Below are 23,653 nucleotides of genomic sequence, written 5' to 3' on the forward strand. Positions count from 1 at the left end.
TTCCTCATTCCACCTGAGGGCCTTGAGGACGCTGTCGATGATGGCGTCGGCGTCAAGGCCGGCCTGGGCGTACTGGATTTCGGGCTTGTCGTGGTCCTGAAAGATATCGGGCAGGCGGAGCGTGCGGAGCTTGAGCCCGGCGTCGATCAGCCCGGTGTCGCTGGCGAAGGTGAGGACGTGGGCGCCGAGGCCCCCGACGGCGTTTTCCTCGATCGTGATCGCCACTTCATGCGTGGTGAGCAGCTTGCGGATCAGGTCTTCGTCGAGCGGCTTGGCGAACCGCAGATCGGCGACCGTGGTGCTGAGCCCGCGCGCGTCGAGCGCGTCGGCGGCCTTCAGCGCCTCACCCAGCCGCGTGCCGAGCGAGAGGATCGCGACCTTGTGCCCGGTGCGCACGATCCGCCCCTTGCCGATCTCGAGCCGTTCGGGGACGGCGGGGAGCGCGATACCGGTGCCGTTGCCGCGGGGGTAGCGCAGCGCGATCGGGCCGCTGTCATGCAGCGCGGCGGTATAGGTCATATGGACCAGCTCGGCCTCATCAGCGGCGGCCATCACCACCAGATTGGGCAAGGTCGCGAGATAGGTCACGTCGAAGCTGCCCGCATGGGTGCAGCCATCGGCGCCGACCAGGCCAGCGCGGTCGATCGCGAACCGCACCGGCAGGTTCTGGATCGCGACGTCATGCACGACCTGATCATAGGCGCGCTGCAGGAAGGTCGAGTAGATCGCGCAGAATGGACGCATGCCCTGCGCGGCAAGACCCGCTGCAAAGGTTACGGCATGCTGCTCGGCAATGCCGACATCGAAGAACCGGTCAGGGTGCGCCTTGGCGAACTTGTCGAGCCCGGTGCCGCTGGGCATCGCCGCGGTGATCGCGCAGATCGTCGGGTCGGTCTCGGCAAGCTTGCTGAGCGTCTCGCCGAACACATTCTGGTACGCCGGCGGCCCGGGCGGTGCCTTGACCTGCACGCCCGACACAACGTCGAACTTCTGCACGCCGTGATATTTGTCCGCCGCTGCCTCGGCCGGGCCATAGCCCTTGCCCTTTTTGGTGACGACATGGACGAGGATCGGGCCTTGCTCTGCATCGCGGACATTTTCGAGCACCGGGATCAGGTGATCGAGATTATGCCCGTCGATCGGGCCCACATAATAAAAGCCCAGCTCCTCGAACAACGTGCCGCCCATCGCGATGCCGCGCGCGAACTCGTCGGTCTTTTTGAGGCCGGCCGCAACCGGGCTCGGCAGCAGTTTGGCGACGCGCTTGGCGAAGTCACGCAGACCGAGGAACTCACGGCTCGAGACGATCCGGCTAAGATAGGCGGAAAGCCCCCCCACCGGTGGGGCGATCGACATGTCATTGTCGTTCAGGATCACGACCAGCCGGTTGCCGGCCTGGGCGGCGTTGTTCATCGCCTCACGGCAATGCCCTTGCCCGGCGTGCCCGCAATCTTGTTCGCGATCGCAAAGCCGAGTGCGGCCGAGATCGAGGTCGACGAATGCGCCGCGCCGAACGGATCATACTCAGACTCGCTGCGCTTGGTGAAGCCGGAGAGGCCACCGCCCATCCGCAACGTCCGAATCCGGTCGCGGCGTCCCGTCAGGATCTTGTGCGGGTAGCATTGATGCCCCACGTCCCACACCAGCCGGTCATCCGGCGTGTTGAACACATAATGGATCGCCGTCGTCAGCTCGACCACGCCCAGCCCCGACCCGAGATGACCCCCCGTCACCCCCACCGCCGATATCACCTCGGCCCGCAACTCATCCGCCAACTGCGGCAACTGATCCGCTGACAGCAAACGAATGTCGGCGGGGGTTTCAACCGTATCGAGCAACGGTGTTTCAGGGCGATGGGTCATGCTGGCAGATTAGCCGCCTCGCCACACTGAGTCGATTACCCCGGGGCCAGTGCACCGAATTGCACCGAAATGTGACATAAATGCATGAACAGGCGACCATGGCGCCCAATCGATGCGGGTCAAGTCAAACGATCAATCACAAGTCGCGCATTTACCTCGCACCTCGATCACCGGTCGTTCGGGCGAAAATCCAGCAGCTTCGGCCGCCGACCTGACGCTGCGGGTTACAACATCATTGTCGAGATGCGTCGTTTGGCCGCAGCTGTCGCAGACCAGAAAGATGCAATCATGCAGGCAATCGGGATGGGCGTTGGCGATATACGCATTCGCGCTCTCAACCCGGCGGGCCAGATTGGCAGCCACGAACAGATCCAGGATTCGGTACACGCTGTTCGCCGCCACGCGGCGCCCGGCCGCCTTGGACACCGCCTCAGCAATGTCATAGGCCGATGCAGGCTTGTCGAATCCCGCCAGCGCGGCGAAAATCTGCGCGCGCATCGCGGTCCATTGTTCGCCGGAACGTTCAAGCGTGGCCTGTGCCGCGCTCGCCAGGGCAACGCCTTGATGTTCGTGATGATGGTGATTGGCCATCAGGCCAATCTAGGCCTTCACCGTCACAGCGGCAAGGCAGTCAGCGAGCTGCGCGTTGGTTCAGATCATGACCGAGCGCAAGCAGACCGACGCCAACCAACGTAAACAGCGTTTCCCCGCTGCCGTCATGCGGTAAAGATACCGCCCCTGCCATTACGCCGAGCCCGAGCGCACCGATCGAAATCGGCATCATGAACCCATGCTGCAACACACCACGGCCGAGCGCCATTGCGCCAAGCAAGATCGCAACCGACAGGCCGATTTCATGCACGGCCGGCACCAGCAGCAGCCCGCCCGCCGAAGCAGCCAGGGCAAGCAGTACGGCGCTTGCAAGGCAATGCACGGCGCACAGGCCCGACAGGCCAATCGCGAGGCGATCAAAGCCAATTGTGCCAAAGCCAATCGGGCCGACCAAGCCGGAGAGTCTCAAACCGGAATTACGAAACATCGTCGTCATGCCAACCATCTGGCATGATCATACGGAAGTTACAATATATCATTGCGGGGATCGGGCAATTTTTATGAACTTGGTCGCCCGCGTCCGCCACCCCATCGCTACCACCGATAGGCGGTGGTGACGCGGCAGCGGCTTTAAGCTATACGTCTGCCATGCTCATGCAATCTGCTGCCATGCTGCGCGCCCGGCCGCGCGCGCTTTCGATCTGGCTATTCGCGGTCGCGGCGCTGGTGATCGTGATGATCATGGTTGGCGGGATCACACGGCTGACCGATTCGGGGCTGTCGATCACGTCGTGGAAGCCGATCAGCGGCACCCTGCCCCCCTTAAGTGATCAAGCTTGGCAGGCTGAGTTCGACGCGTACAAGAAAATTCCAGAATATCAGCAAATCAACAGCGGCATGACGATGGCCGGGTTCAAAGCGATTTTTTTCTGGGAATATGTCCACCGGCTACTCGGTCGCTTGATCGGGATGGCGTTCGCGGTGCCGCTGTTGTGGTTCGCGGTACGGCGGCAAATTCCGCGCGGTTATGGCGTGCGTCTCGTCGCATTGCTTGCGCTGGGGGGGCTGCAAGGGGCGATCGGCTGGTGGATGGTCGCCTCCGGCTTGTCCGCGCGAACCGATGTCAGCCATGTACGCCTCGCGGTGCATCTGACGACCGCGCTGATTCTGCTCGGCGGCCTGCTCTGGACGGCGCTTGATCTGCGCGCCTTGGCGCAGTTGCCGGTTGCGCGCCCGGCCCGGCTGACGCGGGCTGCGGCAATTGCCCTCGCACTGCTCGGGATCCAGATCATTTACGGTGCCTTCACCGCGGGGCTAGATGCAGGCTATGCCTTTTCAAGCTGGCCGCTGATGGGCGACGCGATCTTTCCCGCTAATGTGCCGATGCTGTCGTCGGCATGGGCCAATGCGGTCGACAACCCGATTGTCGTTCAGTTCATTCACCGCTGGTTTGCCTTTGCCGCTGCCGCCGGACTCGGCTTTCTGGCCTGGCAGACGATTCGGCATGGTGCCCGACTGGCAGGGTATGCGATCGTTGGCCTGGTCGCGTTGCAGATCATGCTTGGGATAGCGACGTTGATGACAGGCGTCGCCATCCCAATTGCGGTTGCCCATCAGGTGAACGCAGCGCTGTTGTTGATGGCGGCGGTGGTGGCCGCCCATCTGCTCGGGCGACGTGCAGCGAAGATCTGAGTTCGGATCAGCAGATGACGCTGCTGAACCACGTCATGCGAGCACGACCGATAACACTCCAAGGGACCTGGTATCCTGATACCCACTCGCAATGCCGCGCAGATGCTTGACTTTTAGGCACCCTCGCGTAAATGCCGCCCAACGACGCCGCTCCTTTCCGGGGCGGCGTGTTCGTTTTTACCGGCGGCGCTAAGCTGCCAAAGCAAAGAAGGTCTGGCCCCATGAAGGCGCTGATGAAGACCACCAAGTCGGCCAAGCCGCACGAAGTGGAAAAAAAGTGGCATATCGTTGATGCCGATGGCCTGGTGGTCGGTCGCGCGGCGACGATCATCGCCAATGTGCTGCGCGGCAAGCACAAGCCCAGCTTCACCCCGCATGTCGATTGCGGTGACAATGTCATCGTCATCAACGCGGACAAGATCCGGTTCACCGGCAAGAAGCTGAAGGACAAGATTTATTACAAGCACACCGGCTATGCTGGCGGCATCAAGGGCGTGGCAGCGGGCAAGGTGCTCGAAGGCCGTTTTCCTGAGCGCGTGCTCGAAAAGGCCGTTGAGCGGATGATCCCGCGCGGGCCGCTGGGTCGTGATCAGATGCGCAACCTGCGCGTCTTTGCTGGCCCCGAGCATCCGCATGCAGCACAGGACCCGCAAGTCCTCGACATCGCGGGCATGAACCGCAAGAACAAGGTGGGCAACTAATGTCCGATAATCGTCAGTCACTTTCCGATCTGGGTTCGCTTGCCGGCGGTGCGCCGCAGGCGCCGCGCGACGCCGCCACGCTGGGCGACGTCATGCCCGTCAACAATTCCGGTCCAAAGCCAGAGCCGATGCCGCTGCGTGAGCAGATCATCGACAAGCAGGGCCGCGCTTACGCCACCGGTCGCCGCAAGGACGCCGTTGCCCGCGTCTGGATCAAGCCGGGTTCTGGCAAGATCACGATCAACGGTCGTGATCAGGAAGTGTATTTCGCCCGTCCAACGCTGCGTCTCGTCATCAACCAGCCCTTCGGCGTTGCCGAGCGGACTGGCCAGTATGACGTGATCTGCACGGTTAAGGGCGGCGGGCTTTCGGGCCAGGCCGGCGCGGTCAAGCACGGCATCAGCCAGGCGCTGACCAAGTATGAGCCGGTGCTGCGTGCCCCGGTGAAGGCGGCTGGCTTCCTGACCCGCGACAGCCGCACGGTCGAGCGCAAGAAGTACGGCAAGGCTAAGGCCCGCCGCAGCTTCCAGTTCTCCAAGCGCTAAACGCAGCCGTCATGTCAGCGCATGCTGGCCTGTCGGGTTGAAAATTGGGCGGTCCGTTCATCGGATCGCCCTTTTTTCATTGGGGCAGATCAAGCGGCGCGAAGCCGCGAAATGAAATCATCGGACACCGCCAGCAGCTGCTGTGCCGTGTCGGACAGGTTGACGGCGGCGCCACGCACCTGAGCCGATAGCTGAACCGCCGCATTGGCTGCCCCTGCCATATTCGAAATCCGCTGCGCCATCGCATCAGCACCGGTTGCTACCTCGCGGGCATTGTTCTCGATCACGCTAGCGGACGCGTGCTGGGCATCGACCGTTACCGCAATCTTGTCAGCGGCATCGGCAAGGTCGGCAATTGCTGTGGTAATATCGTGCAGGGCCGTTCCCGCCTCGGTCGCACCGTCCTGCACGCCAACAACGAGGCCGCCAATCCGGCGCGTCGCATCCGCAGTTTGCCCGGCAAGACTTTTCACCTCATGCGCAACCACCGCAAAGCCCGCCCCCGCCGGGCCGGCTCGTGCCGCTTCGATTGCGGCATTCAATGCCAACAGGTTGGTTCGGGCGGCCACGGCATTAATCCCGTCGACAAAGCTGACGATGTCTGTGGTGCGTTGATACAGCGCATGCACGGCCTGGTCGGTTGCCTTGCTGTTGTCGCGCGCCGTCTCGCTCAGCCCGGCTTGGCGCGACACATGACTGGCGATGTCATGAATTGAATGGGTAAGCGTCGTAATCGCCGATGCCACGCTGCGCGCATTAGTTGACGCATGCGCAGCGGCTTTAGCCACATCCCCGGCCTGCTGCCCAGTTTCATCGGCCAGCTCGTTCAGCGATCGCGCCGATTGCTGTAACTGTTGGGCAGCCGTCGCCACCGCCATTGCCACGGCGGAAACCGATTTTTCGAAGCTGGCGGCAAGCTGCAACATTTCTGCATGGCGTGTAGCCGCCACGCTATCTGCCAATGCCCTGCGCGCGCGTCGCTCTTCGGCGGCCGAAACTTCGGCAGCTCCTGCCTCTGCTAAGGCTCGTTCGGCCCGTGCTTGAAGCGTCGCAGCCTCACGCGCCATGGCATCGCTACGGGTTCGCTCGTTCGACTGATTAACGATCAGGATGCGGAGCCGTTCAGCAATATAGGCAAGAACCGCAAATTGCATCACCACAGCGGAAGCGTGCAGCAGCACGCGTTCGAATTCGCCCCGCTGCGCAAACACCCATTCGGGCACCACATAACCAAGAAGCAAATGATGAACGGCGATGGTGGCGGATGCGAGCGCCAGCGGCTTCCAGTCGCACAAAATCGTCAACGCTCCCAGCGCAACGAAAAAGAACATGTGCGTGTCCATCTGCCACGCATGGCCCTGCAGCACAAAAACATGAATAGCGGGATGGATTGCTGCCATGATGGCCGTCGCCATCCGTGCGGACAAATCATGGTAGCCGCGCAGCACCGCCATTGTCGGCACGACGTTGACCAACATCGAGATCAGGATCGCCGGCAAATAGGCAAAGGTGACCGTCCCTCTGTCAAGCGCTGCCCCGCTGGCCATCACCGCCAAGCTGGCAGTCGAACCCCAGGCGCAGATGACGGCCAACTTTATCCCGCGGTTGCGCAAACCGTCCAGGTCGCTGTTCATCACGTTCCGTTACTCCGCTCCAGATTCTCTCCGCACAGCGCATACGGCGCCGCAAGCGCTAGACTGCCCTGACGCAACATTGCCGCGAACAGGGGAATCCCATGCGCATCGACAATCAACGAGCCGGGCAGCGGTCCCTTCCCAAGCAGCCGCACCTGCAAATTGGTCGCAGCGCCCGGTAACGCCGCAGACGCTTCAGGCGTTAATGGCACCAGCAACAGGCGCCCTTGAGATGAAGGCGTGAATGCCACGGCGACCAGCGCAGCCACACCCGCGCAACCCTGAAAAGCAAGGCTAGAAAAGGCACAAAGCGACGATCGACGGTTTCCGGTCATGACGCTGAGTTAACGAATGATGGTTATCTCGCGGTTAACCAGACGGCTCCTTTCGAGGATTTTGAGCAGCGTATTCGCTACAAACTCGGCATTTCACGCAGGTTCGTGAGGATCGCACCGTCATCGACATGTAGTTCGTTAAACGACGGACGCGTAGACCGGACCCGTTCTGACAAGGTGCCGGCCCCGATCAGCCGGACGATGCGATCACCCACCGGATGCGCAATATCGAACGGATCATGCACATGGCCCGTCAGGATCGCATCCGCGCCCGCCAATGCCAGCGCCGACAACGATCGCGGGCCGTGCCGGGTTCGCGCGGTGCCGCTGGTGCCCGTTTCGATCAATGGATGATGACAAGCGACGATGACGGTCGCCCCCTCCGGCGCCGCGCCTATACCGGCCAGTGCGAGCGCCAGCTGGTCACCGCGAACAATGCCCTTTGACCAATTGGGCCGCAACTGGAACCGCGCCGTGGTGCGCAGCGGGACGATATGAACGCCGGGAAGATCAAGCGGTCGTTCGATCAGCCGTTCGAGCCGACCATAACGGGCATAGGGCCGGAACGCGCGCATGAACGGGTTGAAATAGGGCAGATCATGGTTGCCAACTTCGACCGTTGTCGGTCGGTCAAGCGCCTCCAGCCAACGCGCCGCCGCATCGAATTCGCGGCGACGCGCCCGCATCGTGATGTCACCGGTGACGATGATCGCATCGGGCTGTTCGTTGCGAACGGTGGTGGCAAACCAATCGAGCGCGGCGCGATCTTCTGCCCCGAAATGAATGTCGCTAACATGGAACAGACGGATCATTCGGATGACAGCGTGCTGATGAACCGGGCAGCGGTCTGCGCGCCCGTGATGGGAATGCCGGGGGGCAGCTGCTGCGGTTCGCCGTCGAACAGGGCGAGCACTGGTTTGTCGTTCAGGACGTGGACGCTCGTCGCCCGCACCTCCGTTACCGATGTTGCGGCAACCCAATCGCCGGTAAGCCAATCCCAACCGAGCTGTGCGATCGATCGCCAATCTCGCGCGTCGATGGCGGCCAGCTGCAGCGAATCCCCATCGGGCGTTACCAGCACGGCTTGTGCGCCGGACGGAAGCCCTGGTGCACCACCGATCCGGATGCCGCGACCAAAGGTGCGCGCCCAAGCGTGGCGAATGGCCCGGCCGAGGCCGCGCAGCCGGCCCGCTCGCACCAGTTCACGCGCATGGACCCAGCTCGCCGCCGGGCCCAGAATCAGCCCAACAAATGCGCGGTGATCGGCCGCCGCGACAAAAGAAAGCGCAATCCGTTCGTGGTGTTCGTGCATCGCACGGATGATGGCGGCGGGATCGGCATCGCCATGAAGTGCCTTGGCGAGCAGGTTCATCGTGCCGCCGGGCAGGATCAGGATCGCGCCATCCCAGTCATCAAGCGCGCAGATCGCCGCGTTGATCGTGCCGTCACCGGCGAACAACACGACGGCATCGACATCGGCGGTTTCGAGCATAGCGCGATTGGGCAGCTGATCCTCTGGAAAGATCGTGCGCCCCACAACGGTGAGCGAATGATCGGCAAAGATTGCCATCAACGCCTCGCATTTTTCGACCGTCGACGATCCGGATCCCGGATTGGTAATGAACCACAAATTTTTCATCGATGCTCAACGTCCGATACGGGATTTGGTCCCCAGGGGTCTTGCGCGTCACGAAAAGTCACGCAATGGCAATGTCCCACGTGGCTTTTTCCGTGTAACCACCGCCCGACATGCGCACCTTCGAATCGCGACATGTCGAGCAGGCCGGCGCAACCCGGCACTCGATTCAGGAGCAGGATCAAATGAACTCTCACTCCACAACTCGTTTTGGCGGCATCGCGCTTGGCGTTGCCGTTTCTTCGCTCGCGCTGGCAGCATGCTCGCCCCAGCCGACGACCGAAAAGGCTGAGGCACCCGCCGCCGAGGCAACCGCTGCTGCCCCAGCCGAGAACGCTGCAGTACCAGCAGCACCGGCAGCTGCCGCTGGCGTCGCCCCCGATAATGTCGACACCGTCAGCGGTGCGAAGTTCGCATCGTTCACCGGCGATGCCACCAAGGGTGAAGCCGTTTTTGCAGCCTGCAAGGTTTGTCACGCTGTTGAAGCCGGCGTGAACAAGATCGGGCCGTCGCTCAACGCCATCGTCGGCCGCAAGGCTGGTGAAGTCGCAGGCTACACCTATTCGGCAGCCAACAAGAACAGCGGCATCACCTGGTCGGCTGAGAAGATGTTCCAGTATCTGGAAAATCCGCAGCGCGTCGTTCCCGGCACCAAGATGACCTATCCTGGCCTGCCTGACCCGCAGAAGCGCGCTGACGTGATCGCTTATCTCGCCGCGCAGAAGTAATCATATTACCAAGTAAAAACTGGGCGGGTCTGGAAACAGGCCCGCCTATTTTTTTGTCCGCCGCCCCGGCCCGAAGCGCAAATCGGCAAGGTGGAATGGAAATGACAGCGTTAGCGGCAGCGCTATCCACACCCAGCCCTGCCCCGTCAGCGCCGCGCGCAATGCCAGCATCATCAACAGGCCGGGCATCAGCCGACACATGATGGCAATGACCAGCCAGCGCCGCCGCAACCGAAGCCAAACCGCCTCCAAAGCGATCACGATCAGAACGACATCGGCAGCGATACCGCTCGCGAACAGCCACACCAGCGTGCTTTCAGTCAAGAAAACGGGCCGTTGAGCCGCACGATGGCCAGGTTGAGATATCCTGCAAAGGTCACCCACAGGATATAGGGCACCACCAAAATCGCCGCCATCATCGATCGACGCCACGAATAGACGATCAGCGAGCCGACCGAGAGCCAAAGGAAAACGACCTCAATCAGCGCCCAATCCGGCCGCTGCAGCCGGAAGAACAACAGGCTCCACAGGATATTGAGGAAGCCATTCATCGCCCAAAGCGCGACCAGACCTTCGGACTCGCGCCGGGTCTCCATCGCTCGCCAGGCTGTGACCACGGCGATCACATTGATGGCATAGATGGCCGTCCAGGCAACGCCATAAGCCGCTTCGGGCGGCGCCCAGCGCGGCTGAACCAAGCCATCATACCAAGGGCCTGTCACGGTAATCGTCGACCCCATGATCGCGACGATGGCGGTTGCCAGCGCCGCAATCAGGATCGGGAACAGCGACGCTCGGGTCATGCCGCCACGCCGCGGATCCCCAGCAAATGGCCCATATCCTTCAGGAAGATACGCACGTGCGCCATTGGTTTACGGCGGACAAGCTCCTTGTTCATATAGGCCTGCCAGGTCAGTTCCTGAACATCCTTGTCCTCGCAGATCTTCACGAAGCGTTCGCGACGCTTGTCATTGGCGTACCAAAAATACTGCATGATCCCGAGTACCCAGAATACCTTGCCATGAGCGCGCATGAATTGCTTGCGCGCGCCCTTCAGCGCGCGAGCGTCGCCGGTAGCGAGAAAGTCCTGCACCGCATCCGCTGCAAAGCGACCAGCGGCCATCGCATAATAAATGCCCTCGCCGGAAGCCGGTGCGACGACCCCAGCCGCATCGCCGGCGACCAGAACATCGCGGCCATTATCCCAACGCTTCAGCGGCTTGAGTGGGATCGGCGCGCCTTCGGTACGGACCGTTTCGCAGGCAGCCATGCCATTATCGGCGCGCAACCGCGTGATCGCATCGCGCAGTTCATAGCCCTTGTTCGCGCTGCCAACGCCGATGCTGGTCGTCTCACCATGGGGGAACACCCAGGCATAAAAATCGGGCGAGTATTTGCCCTGATAGAGCACGTCGCAGCGCGACGGATTGAATGCCGCGCTCGCGGGCGGCGATTTGACGATCTCGTGATAGGCGAACACGCACGGAATGCGGTCGGCGCCCGGAATCTCCTGCCGCGCGACGCCTGAGCGGGCGCCATCAGCGCCGATTACGCAGCGCGCGCGGACGCGGTGCTCCTCACCCCCGCGTCGCTCGGTATAGACGACCACAGCGCAACCGTCGGCATCACGATCGATCCGGGTAAAGCTGCCGGTTCGCCGTTCGGCGCCTGTAAGTGCAGCGCGTGCCCGCAGCCATTCGTCAAACACATCGCGATCGACCATCCCGACAAAGCCGTCGCCCACCGGCATATCGACTTCCTTGGTGGATGGCGCGATCATGCGGGCCGATGTTGCTTTGGCCACAAGCAGGTGATCGGGGATCTCGAAATCTTTGATTAGCCGGGGCGGGATAGCGCCGCCGCAGGGTTTGATCCGTCCGGCACGATCGAGCAGCAACACATGCTTGCCCGCGCGCGCCAAATCAGTCGCGGCGACCGAACCCGATGGGCCACCGCCAACGACGACGACATCGAAATCGACGTGGGAACGTTGCTGATTCATCATGCGGCCACCTCCTGCGGCAAGTTGACCCTTGCGGGTGCATTGGGGCTGGCCGAACGGCGCGCCGGATCACGCGATCGCGATACGCTCATCGCCAGCCAGGCAGCGACGAGGAACAATGCCGCCTCGCCTGCAAAAACGATCAGGAAGGCAGGGGCATCGGCCCCGGCCAGCGCGCGACCAATATCGACGCCAACCGCGCCGATCAGCCCGCCCAAGCCGAAAGCAATGGCCTGCGATGCACCCCAGACACCCATTCGGATACCCGATCGGGATGGGCCCTGGGCCCCGGCCAGCCCCATCATCGCGCCAATCGCGGCGACCGCGAACACGCCATTGGCAAAACCGAGCAGCACTATGTTGATTGTCAACGGCCAGGCCGCACCCACTTGCGCTGCCACGGCCAGCCCGGCCAAAGCGACGGCCGAACCAACGCACCCTCCGACGATCCACCGGCGCAAGCTAGCGGGCGTGCCGCCACCAAAGGCGCTGCCCAGGAAGCCGACCACAATCATGCCAACGAGAACGCCGCCATGCTGCATTCCTGAAAGCTGGGTCGATTGGCCCGGGGTATAATCGAACAACAGGCCCGCAAATGGCTCCAGGATCATGTCCTGCATCGAATAGGCGAGCATCGAAAGAAAAACGAAAATCGTGAACTGGCGCGCATCCGTTTCAGCCAGCATTTCACGCAACGCTGCGCCGAACCCAACTGACGGGGCATCCTGCGCTGCAACCATTAGTCGCTGCCTGGGGTGTTCAAGCCCCCACAACGCCAGCAATGCGACCACAAAGGCGACCAGCGCGACGCCACTCGCCACCATCGCCAGCCGCTGCAGCGAATAAGGATCGATCAACGATCCGGCGACACCCGCAGTGATGACGATACCAAGCACCATCATGATCCAGGTGATTGATGCCGCAGCGGCACGTCGCTCGGGCGCAACCTGTCCTGCCAGCAGCGCGAGCAATGATGTTCCCGCCGCGCCGACACCCGCGCCGATCATGCTGTACCCGATGACCGCAACGAAATAGCCAAGTGCAACACGCTCCGCGAGTAACGGCACCGCGTTCACCGAAACCAACGCGCCAATTGCCAGCAACGCCATCCCGAACACGATCCACGGCGTGCGGCGATTGCCCTGATCGGAACCATGCCCCCAAGCCGGGCGCGATAGCTGCACCGCATAATGCCACGCGACCAACCCGGCCGGCAGGGCAGCGGGCAGCGCATATTCCACCACCATCACGCGATTGAGAAGTGACGTGACCAGCATGACCATTGCACCGATCGCGCTTTGGACCAGTCCGATCCGGACGATACCGAGCCATCCGAGGGTCTTCGTCGACATGTTTGTTGTCATAACCCTACCGCTCCGCCCAAGCCAAAGGCCGCCGCCAACATGCCGAAAACATACAATGTCGTGCCCGTCGCGTTGTACCAGGGCGTGTTAGCGCGCGGATCGTACAACAGGCGCGGCATCAGCGAGAGTTGCGCAATCACCAGCACGCCGACGATCAGCGCGGCGATCTGATGCCCCCATTGGCCAAGCAAAATCACCACCACAACTTGCGGTAGCGCCATCGTCACACAGGCAATCTGCGCAGCGCGATCGACCCCGAGTATCGCTGGCAGTGAGCGGACACCCATCTGGAGATCGCCCTCTACTGCCTTGAAATCATTCAGCGTCATGATGCCATGCGCGCCGATGCTGTAGAGCAGCAGGATGATCAGAATATCGGCGCCCGGTAAGGTGCCAGCCATCACCGCAGCGCCCGTAAACCAGGTAAGCCCTTCATAGGTGAGCCCAACGACACCTGGTCCCCAGATACCGCTCATCTTCAGCCGCAACGGCGGCGCGCTATACGCCCAGGCGCAGGCAAGCCCAAGGCAGGTCGCCGCAAACACCCATTGCCCCGCGATCAGCGACACAGCGAGCGACAGCACGGTGCCGCCGATAGCGATCCAAAGGCCCCATTGCCCAGCAATCCGGCCCGACGGAATCGGGCGTTCGGGCTGGTTGATGGCGTCGACATGCCGGTCGAACCAGTCATTGATTGCCTGGCTGTTGCCGCAAACGAGTGGGCCGGTGAGCAGAATGCCGATGATGACAAAGGGCCAGCGATCGGCAAGCGATTCGCCCGACGAAATACAGCCACACATGAATGCCCACATCGGCGGAAACCAGGTGATTGGCTTCAGCAATTCCAGCACGTCGCGAGGCGCGGGTGGGCGCAGGTTTAGGGTCGACATTCCAGCGTTGGCCATGGCCGCAAGCTATGGTTGACACCCCAAAGTGTCAAACCAAATTGTCACCTACAGCGCGTCATTTGCCGGAATTTCAATTGGCGTCGGATACGAGATTGCCCAGCCCATGGCGGTGCAGTTTGGAATACAGGCTCTGCCGGCTGACCCCCAATATTTCGGCGGCCGATGCGCGATTATCTGACGTGTAGGTCAGCGCCGCTTCGATACAGAGCCGCTCGATCAGATCGGTCGATTCGCGAACGATATCCTTGAGCGACATCCGCCCGACAAGCTCCGTCAATTGCTCAACCGAACGCGGCAACTGCTTGTCATTGGCCGGCGCGTCACGCAGCCGACGCCCGACATTGCGGATGGAAAAGCCATAGCAATAGCCGTCGCCATAAGGGGCCGACACCGCAGAAACCTCCACCTCCTCCTGCGTGTTCGCCCCACCCCGGAATATCGCCGACACGTTGCGCACCGAACCATGCTCGCGGAGCTGGCCCAGAATAAGGTCAAGATCGATACCGGGTCGACCGAGCCAATCGCCGAGCTTCAATCCGCGGAGCCGATCGATCGACGCCGTCTCGGTCAATTCGACAAACGCTGCATTCCCCGTCAGCACGCTCATCGTCGCATCGACTAACACGAACGCATCGGGCATCCGTTCGATCACGTCGAATAGCTTGGCATCATGTTGATGCCCCTCCGCCGGGGCATCGACCGCCGCAATGCGGACGAGCAGCAGCGACGTTCGCGCCTGGCGGAACAGCCGCGCGGAGAACGTGGCATCGATGGGCTGGTTCTTCAGGCGCAGCATCACCGGCTGCACATCGTCGGACGCCTCAGCCCCGCCGAGATGCGCGATAAAGGACTCGCGGTCCTTGGGTTCCACCAGCCCGCTAACCAGCTGATCGCTGAGCGCGCCTTCTTTGCTGCCGAACAATTTGTGTGCGGCCGGGTTCGCTTCCCGAATACGCCGCGTGGTCGCATCCACAATCAGCACCGGTTCCGATGCCATGTCGAACAACAACCGATACCGTGCCTCGGCCTGACGCAACCGCACATAATCGCGCTCTAGCGATTGCTGCGTCTGCAGCAGACGTTGCTGCATGACGGCAGCACTGCGCATGTCGCGGCCGATCGCAATGACCTGGCCCGCCTTCCCCATGTTTACCGTCAGATAGCGGACAGGCAGGTCACCCTCGAGACCGAGATGATTGATCTGACGCCACCGCGCCGGCAGGTTTGCCGCTGCGTCGGCCAACATATCCTGCACTTTGCCCCGGCTGTCGGGCGTTGTGCTTTCAATCCAGGGTTTGCCGATCCAGTCGGCCAGGCCGCTACCAACCAGTTCGGCTTCGGCAATCGCCACGTCGAGAATGATGCCGCTGGCATCGAGCACAAAGGCGATATCGCCCACTGATCCGAGCAGGGCAGCGGTCACAGCGGGAGATAAGGCGCCCGGAAGCTGATCGGGAGCCGAGAAGGGCCGCGATCGGAGAGGGGCGTGATGCTTGTTCATCGGCGAGCCGCCGCACTCCCTTAGGCCCCGAGTAAACCATAGGCGAAATCAGACAGCCGGTTTGCTGCCGATCGCTTCAACCAATGCCAGTGCCGTTTTCACCGCGACCTTTGCGTCAGACGCCGTGCCATCGGCACCAACGTTTGCCGCGAGGTCAGGATCGTCAACGAAAATGCGACCACCGACCATGACGCACAGATTGGGGTTTCTGGAGACGTTTCGCAACGCAACAATAACTGATCCGAGCGGCGCAATATGGTAGTCGCAGCTGATGGTCAATCCGATCAGATCGAACCACTCGCCGGCAACGCGCTCAAGCAGATCAGGCGTCGACGCTTCGCTCATCCGGTCAGTCAGCCAGCCTTCCCGGCTGAACAATTCCTCGACCACGATCGTGCCAAAACTGTGTTGATCGCCGGGCATCGATGCAAAGAGTGCGCGCTTGCCCGGTCCGACACGGCGCTCAGCGGGCAGCCGTGCGCCGAGTTCGTGGACGATTTCCTGCAGCCGCCAAAGTCCCATCGTAACGTCAACGAAGTCGCAGCGATCTTCTTCCCAATATTCGCCGAGTCGGCGTGCGGCGGGGGCGAGCAGATCGACCATCACCGTATCAATGCCAACACCACGATTCAGGATGCCCTCGACATAAGCGAGCAGATGATCCGCCTCTACCTGAAGCGACAGTGGCGCGAACTCGTCAATCTCTTCTGCCGTAATTTCGCCCGATCCGCGATTACCGCAATGCTTGCCGGCAAGCGGATGCGAAGCAACCAGGCGGGGGATGATTTCACGCTCGACAAGGTTTGATAGCGACTGATCGTCAATACTGGAGGCGACAGGAAATGGAGGTGAAATCTCGCTGGATTCGGCATCGCGGACAGGCGATTTTTTCCGATAGGCAGAGGCGATCTGGGCCCCAAATTCCAGCAATGAAGCCATTCCTCGACGCTCCCCACCACCTTAATATGCTTCACGCATATCAATGCTGACAGGCCATTTTTGACTCTGCCGACGATTGCGAAGGCTAAGCCGATTATCCAGCCCTGACAATATCCCAATTGTGCCGCAGCGCACCATATGTCAAAAAGTTTGGACGTCAGTTTAGGTTGACACTTTGCCGGGGGGTGCCTTAGTCTGATCACAATGTGGCAGGTGACCAAATGCGGGGAGCAATGCGGGTGAGTACGCCGCAGTACGATCAGTTCAGAAAGTCTTTGCGGCCGACGCCCCCGGCACCGCTCTACACGCCCGAGCAGCGTATCCGCCGCGACAACAGCAAATGGACGCTGGTCCAGGGCATTTTGGCCCCCGTCCAGTTCCTGATTTTTCTGATCAGCCTGTTCCTAGTGATTCGCTATCTGCAGACCGGGGAAGGCGCGTTCGCCGCGACGGTATCGATCGTCGTTCGCTGCACTCCGCCTACCTCATCATGCTGATTGGCGATTATGGAAGCGAGCGGGACCGGATGTTCGTCGCGCTCGCTGCCTATGCGACTTACGTGATCAACGCGGGGCAGTTCATTCTGAAACTGCGCGCCGCGCGCCTGCAGTCTGCCCATGAAGACGCTGCCGCGAACCTGTCAATGCGGGCGGTTGCCGCATGACGGTGGCGATCACCCTGCCCCCGGTTCTTGGTGCGGCATCGGCTCATGGCGCGGATTGCGCGCCGGTGCTGCGCGAGCGGGGACAGCGGGAGGTTTTCTGCGGACTCACGGGCATCATCTGGCTTCACCGCAAGGTGCAGGATGCCTTTTTCCTCGTCGTCGGATCACGCACCTGCGCGCATCTGCTCCAGTCGGCGGCGGGGGTGATGGTGTTTGCCGAACCCCGATTCGGTACCGCGATCATCGAAGAACGCGACCTCGCCGGGATGGCCGATTGCAATGAAGAGCTCGACCGAGTCGTTGACCGGCTGCTTACCCGTCGCCCCGATATCAAGATGCTGTTTCTGGTCGGTTCCTGCCCATCCGAAGTGATCAAGCTCGATCTGTCGCGGGCCGCTCAGCGGTTGCAGGGCAAGCATTCGCCCAATGTTAGGATCCTCAATTATTCCGGCAGCGGCATCGAGACGACTTTTACCGAGGGCGAGGATGCCTGCCTCGCTGCTTTGGTGCCCGAGCTCCCCGCGCTGCCCGCCGATTCGCCGCAAGAGTTGATGATCGTGGGCGCGCTGCCCGACGTCGTCGAGGACCAGTTTTTGCGCATCTTCAAGGAATTGGGCATCAAAACCGTGCGCTCGCTCCCTGCGCGCCAGTCCGTAAATCTGCCCCCGGTCGGCCCCAACACCCGTTTCCTGCTCGCCCAGCCGTTCCTTGGTGAAACCGCCCGCTGCCTTGAAGATCGCGGCGCGGTGCGACTCGACGCGATGTTCCCGTTCGGGGCGGAAGGCACCGCCAACTGGCTCTACGCCGCAGCGATGGCGTTCGGCGTCGACGAAGCCGAATTCCAGCGCGTCATCGCACCGGGCAAGGCCCGCGCCATCCGCGCGATCGAGCATTGCCGCGCACAACTAAACGGCAAAACCATCTTCTTCATGCCCGATTCGCAGCTCGAAGTGCCACTCGCGCGCTTCCTGGCGCAGGAACTCGGCATGATCCCGATCGAGGTCGGCACGCCGTATCTCCACCGCCGCCATCTTTCGCAGGATCTCGCCTTGCTGCCCGCAACCACGCAGATCAGCGAAGGTCAGGACGTCGACAAGCAGCTCGATCGGGTGCGCGAGTCGCGGCCCGACATTACCGTTTGCGGGCTCGGCCTCGCCAACCCGCTGGAGGCTGAAGGGCTGACGACCAAATGGGCGATCGAGCTCGTCTTCTCGCCGATCCACGGCTTTGATCAGGCCGGCGATTTGGCCGAACTGTTTGCGCGCCCCTTGCGGCGGCGCGACGTGCTGAAGGTATAGCGGCCATGCAATTGACCGTCTGGACCTATGAAGGACCGCCGCATGTCGGTGCCATGCGGATCGCGACGGCGATGGAAGGCGTGCACTACGTGCTGCACGCGCCGCAGGGCGATACCTATGCCGATCTGCTGTTCACAATGATCGAGCGCCGCAACAAGCGGCCGCCCGTAACCTACACCACGTTCCAGGCACGCGACCTCGGCAAAGATACCGCCGAGCTGTTCCAGTCCGCCGCACGCGATGCCTATGCGCGCTATCAGCCGCAAGCGATGCTGGTCGGCGCGTCGTGCACTGCCGAGCTTATTCAGGATGACCCCGCCGGGCTGGCCGAGGCGATGCGCCTCCCGATTCCGGTGGTTGCGCTCGAGCTGCCCAGCTATCAGCGCAAGGAAAATTGGGGCGCGTCCGAGACGTTCTACCAGTTGGTCCGCGCGATCGCCGACAAGGACGCCAAGCCGCGCCCTCGCGAAGGGCGTCGCCCCCGCGTCAACCTGCTCGGGCCGACCGCGCTCGGCTTTCGCCACCGCGACGACATTATCGAGATTACCCGACTGCTCGAATCGATGGGCATCGACATTCATCTGACCGCGCCGCTCGGCGCGAGCCCAGCCGACATCAAGACGATCGGCGAGGCCGATTTCAACATCCTGCTCTACCCAGAAATCGCCGACACGACGGTGCGCTGGCTCGAAAAAACCTTCGGGCAAAAGACCGTCCGCACGATCCCGATCGGCCACGGCGCGACTCGCGATTTCGTGAATGAAGTCGCAGCGCTGGCCGGCGTCGATCCTGCTTCGGCGCTCGACCGGTCGAACATGCCGTGGTGGAGCCGCTCGGTCGATTCGACTTATCTCACCGCCAAGCGCGTCTTCATCTTCGGTGATGCGACCCATGCCATCGCCGCCGCGCGCGTGGCGCGCGACGAACTGGGCTTCGAGGTCGTCGGCCTTGGCTGCTACAACCGTGAGTTCGCCCGCGAACTGCGTGAGGCTGCTAAGCTGTATGGCATCGAGCCGCTGATCACCGATGATTATCTGGAGGTTGAGGACGCGATTGCCGCGCTCCAGCCCGAACTCGTGCTCGGCACGCAAATGGAGCGGCACATCGCGAAGCGGCTGCGCATCCCGTGCGCGGTCATCTCGGCCCCCGTTCATGTGCAGGATTTCCCGGCCCGCTACTCCCCGCAAATGGGATTCGAGGGCGCAAACGTGTTGTTCGATACCTGGGTCCATCCCCTCGTGATGGGTCTGGAGGAACATCTGCTGACGATGTTCCGCGACGATTTCGAATTCTCGGACAGCGCCGGTGCCAGCCATCTGGGCCATGGTTCGTCCGCGCCACACGCCAATCAGCACCCCGCCATCCCAAGCGAAATGGCGGAAAATGACAGGACGACCGTACCGAACACGGCCGAGTCATCGGCGGGCTGGGCCCCCGTCCTTGAACCGGAAGTGATGGCCGCAGGCGGATGGACCGCCGAGGCCGAAAAAGAGCTGATGAAGATCCCGTTTTTTGTTCGCGGCAAAGCGCGCCGCAACACCGAGCGCTATGCCGCGGAGCAAGGCCTGGCCACGATCACGCTCGACACGCTCTATGACGCGAAGGCCCGTTATGCGCGCTAATGTCCCCGCTCCCACCACGCCGGTTCGTGTTGTCGTCATCACGCTCGACAACCATCTTTCGGGGGCATTCCAGCGCGCACAACGACAATTCGACCAGGCTGGGTCAGGCGTGACGATCGGCTTTCATGCCGCTGCCGATTGGGAAGAAAAGCCCGAGACGCTGGAAGCGGCGCGGGCGGACATTCTGCGCGGTGACATCATCCTGTGCACGATGTTGTTCCTTGAAGATCATATTCGCGCCGTGCTGCCGCAGCTGATCGAACGTCGCGAAGCCTGTGATGCGATCGTCGGACTGATGTCTGCCGGGGATATCGTCAAGCTCACCCGGATGGGTGACTACCGGATGGACAAGCCCGCGACGGGCATGCTCGCGCTCATCAAGAAGCTGCGCGGCACCAACAAGTCCGGCGCAAGCTCGGGCGCCGGCCAGATGGCGATCCTGCGCCGCCTGCCGAAGCTGCTGAAATTCGTCCCCGGCACCGCGCAGGATGTGCGCGCCTATTTCCTGACGCTGCAATATTGGCTGGCGGGCAGCGACGACAATATCGTCGACTTGATCCGCGCGCTGATCGATCGGTACGCCAGTGGCCCGCGCCAGAGCCTGCGCGGCACGATGAAGGCCGCCGCGCCGCGCGAATATCCCGAGGTCGGCGTCTATCACCCTGCGATCCCGCAGCGCATGGCTGAATCGATCAGCGCCCTGCCCCGCCGCAATGGCACCAAGGGCACGGTCGGGCTGTTGATGCTGCGGTCCTATGTACTCGCCAAGGATGCAGCGCATTACGATGGCGTGATTTCCGCGATGGAAGCGCGCGGGCTCGATGTGATCCCTGCTTTCGCTGGCGGTCTTGATGGTCGCCCCGCGATCGAAAACCTGTTCATGAAGGACGGCAAATCGACCGTTGATGCGGTCGTCAACCTCACCGGGTTCAGCCTGGTCGGCGGCCCTGCTTATAACGACACGGCGGCCGCCGAAGCAATCCTGACCAAGCTTGATCGCCCCTATATCGCTGCCCACCCCGTCGAGTTCCAGACGCTCCAAGCCTGGGGTGCAAACCGCCAGGGTCTGCTCCCGCTCGAATCGACGATGATGATCGCGATCCCGGAGCTGGACGGCGGTACCCAGCCGATGGTGTTCGGGGGTCGTTCGGACGGCAGCGGCACGGCCTGCACCGGCTGCCAGCGCGGGTGCACCTTCCACGCCACGGGTGCGGTGCGCCAGATGGAAAGCTGCAGCGAGCGTGCTGAAGCACTGGCCGGGCGCGTGCTGAAAATGATCGAACTGCGCCGCGCGAGCGAGGCAGAGCGCCGCGTCGCGATCGTACTGTTCAACTTCCCGCCCAATGCCGGCGCCGCCGGCACCGCACAGTTCCTGGCTGTGTTCGAATCACTCCACGCCACGCTCACCCGGCTTCGCCTCGAAGGCTATGACGTCGAAATTCCTGCCACGGTCGATGATCTTCGCGAGGCGATCCTGGGCGGCAATGCATCGCGCTACGGCACCGAAGCCAATGTCCATGCCAAGGTCAGCGCCGACACGATCGTCGCCCGCGAAACCTGGCTCAACGAGATCGAGGCAAGCTGGGGGCCTGCCCCCGGCAAGCTCCAGTCTGACGGCACTTCGGTGCAGATCCTGGGTGCGCAGTTCGGCAATGTGTTCATCGGCATCCAGCCAGCGCTCGGCATTGAGGGTGATCCGATGCGGCTGCTGTTCGAGGGCCGCTTCGCGCCGACACACGCCTTCGCCGCCTTCTACCGCTGGCTGCGCGAGGATTTCAAAGCACATGCCGTGCTGCATTTCGGCACGCACGGGTCGCTTGAGTTCATGCCCGGCAAGCAGACCGGGCTGACCGCCGATTGCTGGCCCGATCGGCTGATCGGCGACATGCCGAACATCTATCTCTATGCCGCCAACAACCCGTCGGAAGGCGTGCTCGCCAAGCGCCGTTCGGGCGCGACCTTGGTCAGTTATCTCACCCCTGCCCTCACCAATTCGGGCGTGTACAAGGGCCTTGCCGACCTGAAGGCATCGGTCGATCGCTGGCGCAATATGCAGCCGGGTGATGAACAAGCTGCGCCGCTTGCCGAAATGATTGCTGTGCAGGCTGAGGCGCTCGATCTTGACGGCAGCGACGTCAGCGCGCTCGCTGCCAAGCTCTACGAAATTGAGCGCGAACTTATCCCACAAGGGCTGCATGTCGCCGGTCTCGCCGCGACCCGCGAAGAGCGGATCGACATGATCCTCGCCTCTGCCGAGGGTCGCGATCAGCCGATGGCGCGCGACACCGTCGAGGCGCTCGTCGATGGCAAACTGAAGCTCGATACGCCGCTGCTGAAAGACATGGCCGCGCTCGACAAGGCGCTGGCAACAAACCACGAACTCGATGGCCTGATCGCGGCGCTGAACGGTACGTACATCCACCCGGTTTCGGGAGGCGACATCTTGCGCAACCCCGAAATCCTGCCGACCGGGCGCAATATCCACGGCTTCGATCCCTTCCGCCTGCCTTCGGCCTTTGCGGTGAAGGATGGTGCCGAACAGGCACAGCGCCTGATCGATCGCAGCGTGGCTGACTCAGGGCACCTGCCCGAAACCGTCGCGATGGTACTGTGGGGCACGGACAATCTGAAGAGCGAGGGCGCGCAGATCGCCCAGGTGATGGCGCTAATCGGCGCTCGGCCGCGCTTCGACAGCTATAGCCGCCTTGCCGGTGCCGAATTAATCCCGCTCGCCGAACTCGGCCGCCCGCGTATCGACGTGATCGTTACCCTCTCCGGTGTGTTCCGCGACCTGCTGCCGCTGCAGACGCGGATGATGGCCGAAGCCGCCCTGCTCGCCGCCCAAGCCGATGAGCCAGAGGAGATGAACTTCGTCCGCCGTCACGCGCTCTCGCATCAGGCCGAGCATGGCTGCGATCTCGAAACCGCAGCGCTGCGCGTCTTCTCGAATGCAGAGGGTGCTTACGGCGCCAACGTCAATCTGATGATCGACGATGGCGCCTGGACCGATCCGAACGAACTTGCCGACAGTTTCGAACGGCAAAAGGGCTTTGCTTACGGCGTAAAGGGCGTGCCCGTTCGCCAGGCAGCGATCCTCGCTTCCGCGCTGAAAACCGTCGATTGCGCCTATCAGAACCTCGAAAGCGTCGAACTCGGCATCACAACGATCGATCAATATGTCGATACGCTGGGTGGCATCAGCCGCGCCGTCACCCGCGCCAAGGGCGGTGCCACGGCGCCCGTTTATATCGGCGACCAGACACAGGGCTCGGGCAAGGTCCGTTCCTTGCAGGAACAAGTCGCGCTCGAAACCCGCACGCGTATCCTCAATCCCGTCTGGACCGAAGGTCTGCTGAAGCACGGATATGAAGGCGTCCGTACGATCGAGGGCCATGTCACCACAACCATGGGCTGGTCCGCCACGACGGGGGAAGTCGATCCCTGGGTCTATCAGCGGATCAGCGAAACCTATGTCCTCGATGCCGAAATGCGCGAGCGGATCGCCGCGCTCAACCCGCGCGCATCGGCCCGCGTCGCCAACCGTCTGATCGAGGCGGTGGAACGCAAATACTGGTCACCCGACGAAGCTACTCTTGCAGCACTCCACGCCGCCAGTGACGAACTCGAGGATCGCCTCGAGGGTGTCGTGGCTGTCGCGGCTTAAGGAAAA

At 62.3% G+C, this 23,653-nt stretch carries 20 protein-coding genes and 2 pseudogenes; 8 read left to right on the forward strand and 14 right to left on the reverse strand.

Features of this window, described 5'->3' with window-relative positions; all coding sequences use genetic code 11:
- The 3 genes and pseudogenes from dxs to B7Y49_RS06015 form a co-directional block, all read right to left on the reverse strand.
- A pseudogene (gene dxs, locus B7Y49_RS06005) lies at positions 1 to 1,862 on the reverse strand (1-deoxy-D-xylulose-5-phosphate synthase); the annotation flags it as partial.
- Between the two features lie 132 nt (positions 1,863 to 1,994).
- The gene (locus tag B7Y49_RS06010; RefSeq protein WP_374126671.1) at positions 1,995 to 2,453 is read right to left on the reverse strand and encodes a Fur family transcriptional regulator; all 459 of its coding nucleotides are present in this window, start codon (positions 2,451 to 2,453) and stop codon (positions 1,995 to 1,997) included.
- Between the two features lie 40 nt (positions 2,454 to 2,493).
- Positions 2,494 to 2,910 (reverse strand): MerC domain-containing protein, encoded by a 417-nt coding sequence (locus tag B7Y49_RS06015; protein WP_374126672.1) that lies wholly within the window; start codon positions 2,908 to 2,910, stop codon positions 2,494 to 2,496.
- 152 nt (positions 2,911 to 3,062) lie between these two features.
- Here B7Y49_RS06015 and B7Y49_RS06020 point away from each other — a divergent pair, with 152 nt between their 5' ends.
- The 3 genes from B7Y49_RS06020 to rpsI all read left to right on the forward strand — a co-directional run bounded on the left by B7Y49_RS06020 (position 3,063) and on the right by rpsI (position 5,352).
- Positions 3,063 to 4,106 (forward strand): COX15/CtaA family protein, encoded by a 1,044-nt coding sequence (locus tag B7Y49_RS06020; protein WP_374126673.1) that lies wholly within the window; start codon positions 3,063 to 3,065, stop codon positions 4,104 to 4,106.
- Between the two features lie 221 nt (positions 4,107 to 4,327).
- Positions 4,328 to 4,807: a 50S ribosomal protein L13 gene (gene rplM, locus B7Y49_RS06025; RefSeq protein ID WP_374126674.1), complete on the forward strand. Its 480-nt coding sequence runs from the start codon at positions 4,328 to 4,330 to the stop codon at positions 4,805 to 4,807.
- Positions 4,807 to 5,352 (forward strand): 30S ribosomal protein S9, encoded by a 546-nt coding sequence (gene rpsI, locus B7Y49_RS06030; RefSeq protein WP_374126675.1) that lies wholly within the window; start codon positions 4,807 to 4,809, stop codon positions 5,350 to 5,352. Before rplM ends, rpsI begins: the two co-directional genes overlap by 1 nt.
- 89 nt (positions 5,353 to 5,441) lie before the next feature.
- Here the strand turns inward: rpsI and B7Y49_RS06035 are convergent, their stop codons facing one another.
- From B7Y49_RS06035 to B7Y49_RS06050, 4 genes are all read right to left on the reverse strand, one after another.
- Positions 5,442 to 6,986 (reverse strand): methyl-accepting chemotaxis protein, encoded by a 1,545-nt coding sequence (locus tag B7Y49_RS06035; protein WP_374126676.1) that lies wholly within the window; start codon positions 6,984 to 6,986, stop codon positions 5,442 to 5,444.
- Positions 6,986 to 7,255 carry a hypothetical protein gene (locus B7Y49_RS06040; protein WP_374126677.1) on the reverse strand — a complete coding sequence of 90 codons (270 nt, stop codon included), beginning with the start codon at positions 7,253 to 7,255 and terminating at the stop codon, positions 6,986 to 6,988. Before B7Y49_RS06040 ends, B7Y49_RS06035 begins: the two co-directional genes overlap by 1 nt.
- Before the next feature lie 143 nt (positions 7,256 to 7,398).
- Positions 7,399 to 8,133 (reverse strand): metallophosphoesterase, encoded by a 735-nt coding sequence (locus B7Y49_RS06045; protein WP_374126678.1) that lies wholly within the window; start codon positions 8,131 to 8,133, stop codon positions 7,399 to 7,401.
- On the reverse strand, positions 8,130 to 8,960 hold the full coding sequence (locus B7Y49_RS06050; protein WP_374126679.1) for a diacylglycerol kinase family protein: 831 nt from the start codon (positions 8,958 to 8,960) through the stop codon (positions 8,130 to 8,132). Before B7Y49_RS06050 ends, B7Y49_RS06045 begins: the two co-directional genes overlap by 4 nt.
- A 182-nt stretch (positions 8,961 to 9,142) precedes the next feature.
- Between B7Y49_RS06050 and B7Y49_RS06055 the strand changes: the two genes are divergently transcribed.
- Positions 9,143 to 9,685, forward strand: a complete 543-nt coding sequence (locus B7Y49_RS06055) for a cytochrome c family protein (RefSeq protein ID WP_374126680.1) — start codon at positions 9,143 to 9,145, stop codon at positions 9,683 to 9,685.
- A gap of 45 nt (positions 9,686 to 9,730) precedes the next feature.
- Here the strand turns inward: B7Y49_RS06055 and B7Y49_RS06060 are convergent, their stop codons facing one another.
- The 7 genes from B7Y49_RS06060 to B7Y49_RS06090 all read right to left on the reverse strand — a co-directional run bounded on the left by B7Y49_RS06060 (position 9,731) and on the right by B7Y49_RS06090 (position 16,399).
- Entirely contained in the window at positions 9,731 to 10,009 is a 279-nt protein-coding gene (locus tag B7Y49_RS06060) for a hypothetical protein (protein ID WP_374126681.1), read from the reverse strand.
- Positions 10,006 to 10,488 (reverse strand): TspO/MBR family protein, encoded by a 483-nt coding sequence (locus B7Y49_RS06065; RefSeq protein ID WP_374126682.1) that lies wholly within the window; start codon positions 10,486 to 10,488, stop codon positions 10,006 to 10,008. Before B7Y49_RS06065 ends, B7Y49_RS06060 begins: the two co-directional genes overlap by 4 nt.
- Complete coding sequence (locus tag B7Y49_RS06070) at positions 10,485 to 11,690, reverse strand: geranylgeranyl diphosphate reductase (RefSeq protein ID WP_374126683.1); 1,206 nt, start codon at positions 11,688 to 11,690, stop codon at positions 10,485 to 10,487. Before B7Y49_RS06070 ends, B7Y49_RS06065 begins: the two co-directional genes overlap by 4 nt.
- Positions 11,687 to 13,039 (reverse strand): BCD family MFS transporter, encoded by a 1,353-nt coding sequence (locus B7Y49_RS06075; RefSeq protein WP_374126684.1) that lies wholly within the window; start codon positions 13,037 to 13,039, stop codon positions 11,687 to 11,689. The genes B7Y49_RS06070 and B7Y49_RS06075 overlap by 4 nt, the downstream gene beginning before the upstream one ends.
- 8 nt (positions 13,040 to 13,047) lie before the next feature.
- A complete protein-coding gene (gene chlG, locus B7Y49_RS06080; protein ID WP_374126685.1) occupies positions 13,048 to 13,956 on the reverse strand; it encodes a chlorophyll synthase ChlG in 909 nt (302 codons plus the stop codon).
- Positions 13,957 to 14,029: 73 nt separating this feature from the next.
- A complete protein-coding gene (gene ppsR, locus B7Y49_RS06085) occupies positions 14,030 to 15,382 on the reverse strand; it encodes a transcriptional regulator PpsR (RefSeq protein WP_374126686.1) in 1,353 nt (450 codons plus the stop codon).
- Positions 15,383 to 15,508: 126 nt separating this feature from the next.
- Entirely contained in the window at positions 15,509 to 16,399 is an 891-nt protein-coding gene (locus B7Y49_RS06090) for a B12-binding domain-containing protein (RefSeq protein WP_374126687.1), read from the reverse strand.
- Between the two features lie 233 nt (positions 16,400 to 16,632).
- Here B7Y49_RS06090 and B7Y49_RS06095 point away from each other — a divergent pair.
- The 4 genes and pseudogenes from B7Y49_RS06095 (at position 16,633) to B7Y49_RS06110 (ending at position 23,647) form a co-directional block, all read left to right on the forward strand.
- Positions 16,633 to 17,063 (forward strand): annotated as a pseudogene (locus B7Y49_RS06095) (2-vinyl bacteriochlorophyllide hydratase).
- Entirely contained in the window at positions 17,060 to 18,361 is a 1,302-nt protein-coding gene (locus tag B7Y49_RS06100) for a ferredoxin:protochlorophyllide reductase (ATP-dependent) subunit N (protein ID WP_374126688.1), read from the forward strand. Before B7Y49_RS06095 ends, B7Y49_RS06100 begins: the two are co-directional and overlap by 4 nt.
- A 5-nt stretch (positions 18,362 to 18,366) precedes the next feature.
- A complete protein-coding gene (gene bchB, locus B7Y49_RS06105) occupies positions 18,367 to 19,983 on the forward strand; it encodes a ferredoxin:protochlorophyllide reductase (ATP-dependent) subunit B (RefSeq protein WP_374126689.1) in 1,617 nt (538 codons plus the stop codon).
- Entirely contained in the window at positions 19,973 to 23,647 is a 3,675-nt protein-coding gene (locus B7Y49_RS06110; protein ID WP_374126690.1) for a magnesium chelatase subunit H, read from the forward strand. The genes bchB and B7Y49_RS06110 overlap by 11 nt, the downstream gene beginning before the upstream one ends.
- Positions 23,648 to 23,653: the final 6 nt, after the last annotated feature.

The sequence above is a fragment of the Sphingomonas sp. 28-62-11 genome, from assembly GCF_002278865.1.
Lineage (GTDB): Bacteria > Pseudomonadota > Alphaproteobacteria > Sphingomonadales > Sphingomonadaceae > Sphingomonas.

Bases quoted from the DNA above. Each gene is read 5' to 3' on its own strand.
- B7Y49_RS06010 (WP_374126671.1), bottom strand. From the start codon at position 2,453: ATGGCCAATCACCATCATCACGAACATCAAGGCGTTGCCCTGGCGAGC.
- B7Y49_RS06015 (WP_374126672.1), bottom strand. From the start codon at position 2,910: ATGACGACGATGTTTCGTAATTCCGGTTTGAGACTCTCCGGCTTGGTC.
- B7Y49_RS06020 (WP_374126673.1), top strand. From the start codon at position 3,063: ATGCTCATGCAATCTGCTGCCATGCTGCGCGCCCGGCCGCGCGCGCTT.
- rplM (WP_374126674.1), top strand. From the start codon at position 4,328: ATGAAGGCGCTGATGAAGACCACCAAGTCGGCCAAGCCGCACGAAGTG.
- rpsI (WP_374126675.1), top strand. From the start codon at position 4,807: ATGTCCGATAATCGTCAGTCACTTTCCGATCTGGGTTCGCTTGCCGGC.
- B7Y49_RS06035 (WP_374126676.1), bottom strand. From the start codon at position 6,986: ATGAACAGCGACCTGGACGGTTTGCGCAACCGCGGGATAAAGTTGGCC.
- B7Y49_RS06045 (WP_374126678.1), bottom strand. From the start codon at position 8,133: ATGATCCGTCTGTTCCATGTTAGCGACATTCATTTCGGGGCAGAAGAT.
- B7Y49_RS06050 (WP_374126679.1), bottom strand. From the start codon at position 8,960: ATGAAAAATTTGTGGTTCATTACCAATCCGGGATCCGGATCGTCGACG.
- B7Y49_RS06055 (WP_374126680.1), top strand. From the start codon at position 9,143: ATGAACTCTCACTCCACAACTCGTTTTGGCGGCATCGCGCTTGGCGTT.
- B7Y49_RS06065 (WP_374126682.1), bottom strand. From the start codon at position 10,488: ATGACCCGAGCGTCGCTGTTCCCGATCCTGATTGCGGCGCTGGCAACC.
- B7Y49_RS06070 (WP_374126683.1), bottom strand. From the start codon at position 11,690: ATGATGAATCAGCAACGTTCCCACGTCGATTTCGATGTCGTCGTCGTT.
- B7Y49_RS06075 (WP_374126684.1), bottom strand. From the start codon at position 13,039: ATGTCGACGAAGACCCTCGGATGGCTCGGTATCGTCCGGATCGGACTG.
- chlG (WP_374126685.1), bottom strand. From the start codon at position 13,956: ATGGCCAACGCTGGAATGTCGACCCTAAACCTGCGCCCACCCGCGCCT.
- B7Y49_RS06090 (WP_374126687.1), bottom strand. From the start codon at position 16,399: ATGGCTTCATTGCTGGAATTTGGGGCCCAGATCGCCTCTGCCTATCGG.
- B7Y49_RS06100 (WP_374126688.1), top strand. From the start codon at position 17,060: ATGACGGTGGCGATCACCCTGCCCCCGGTTCTTGGTGCGGCATCGGCT.
- bchB (WP_374126689.1), top strand. From the start codon at position 18,367: ATGCAATTGACCGTCTGGACCTATGAAGGACCGCCGCATGTCGGTGCC.
- B7Y49_RS06110 (WP_374126690.1), top strand. From the start codon at position 19,973: ATGCGCGCTAATGTCCCCGCTCCCACCACGCCGGTTCGTGTTGTCGTC.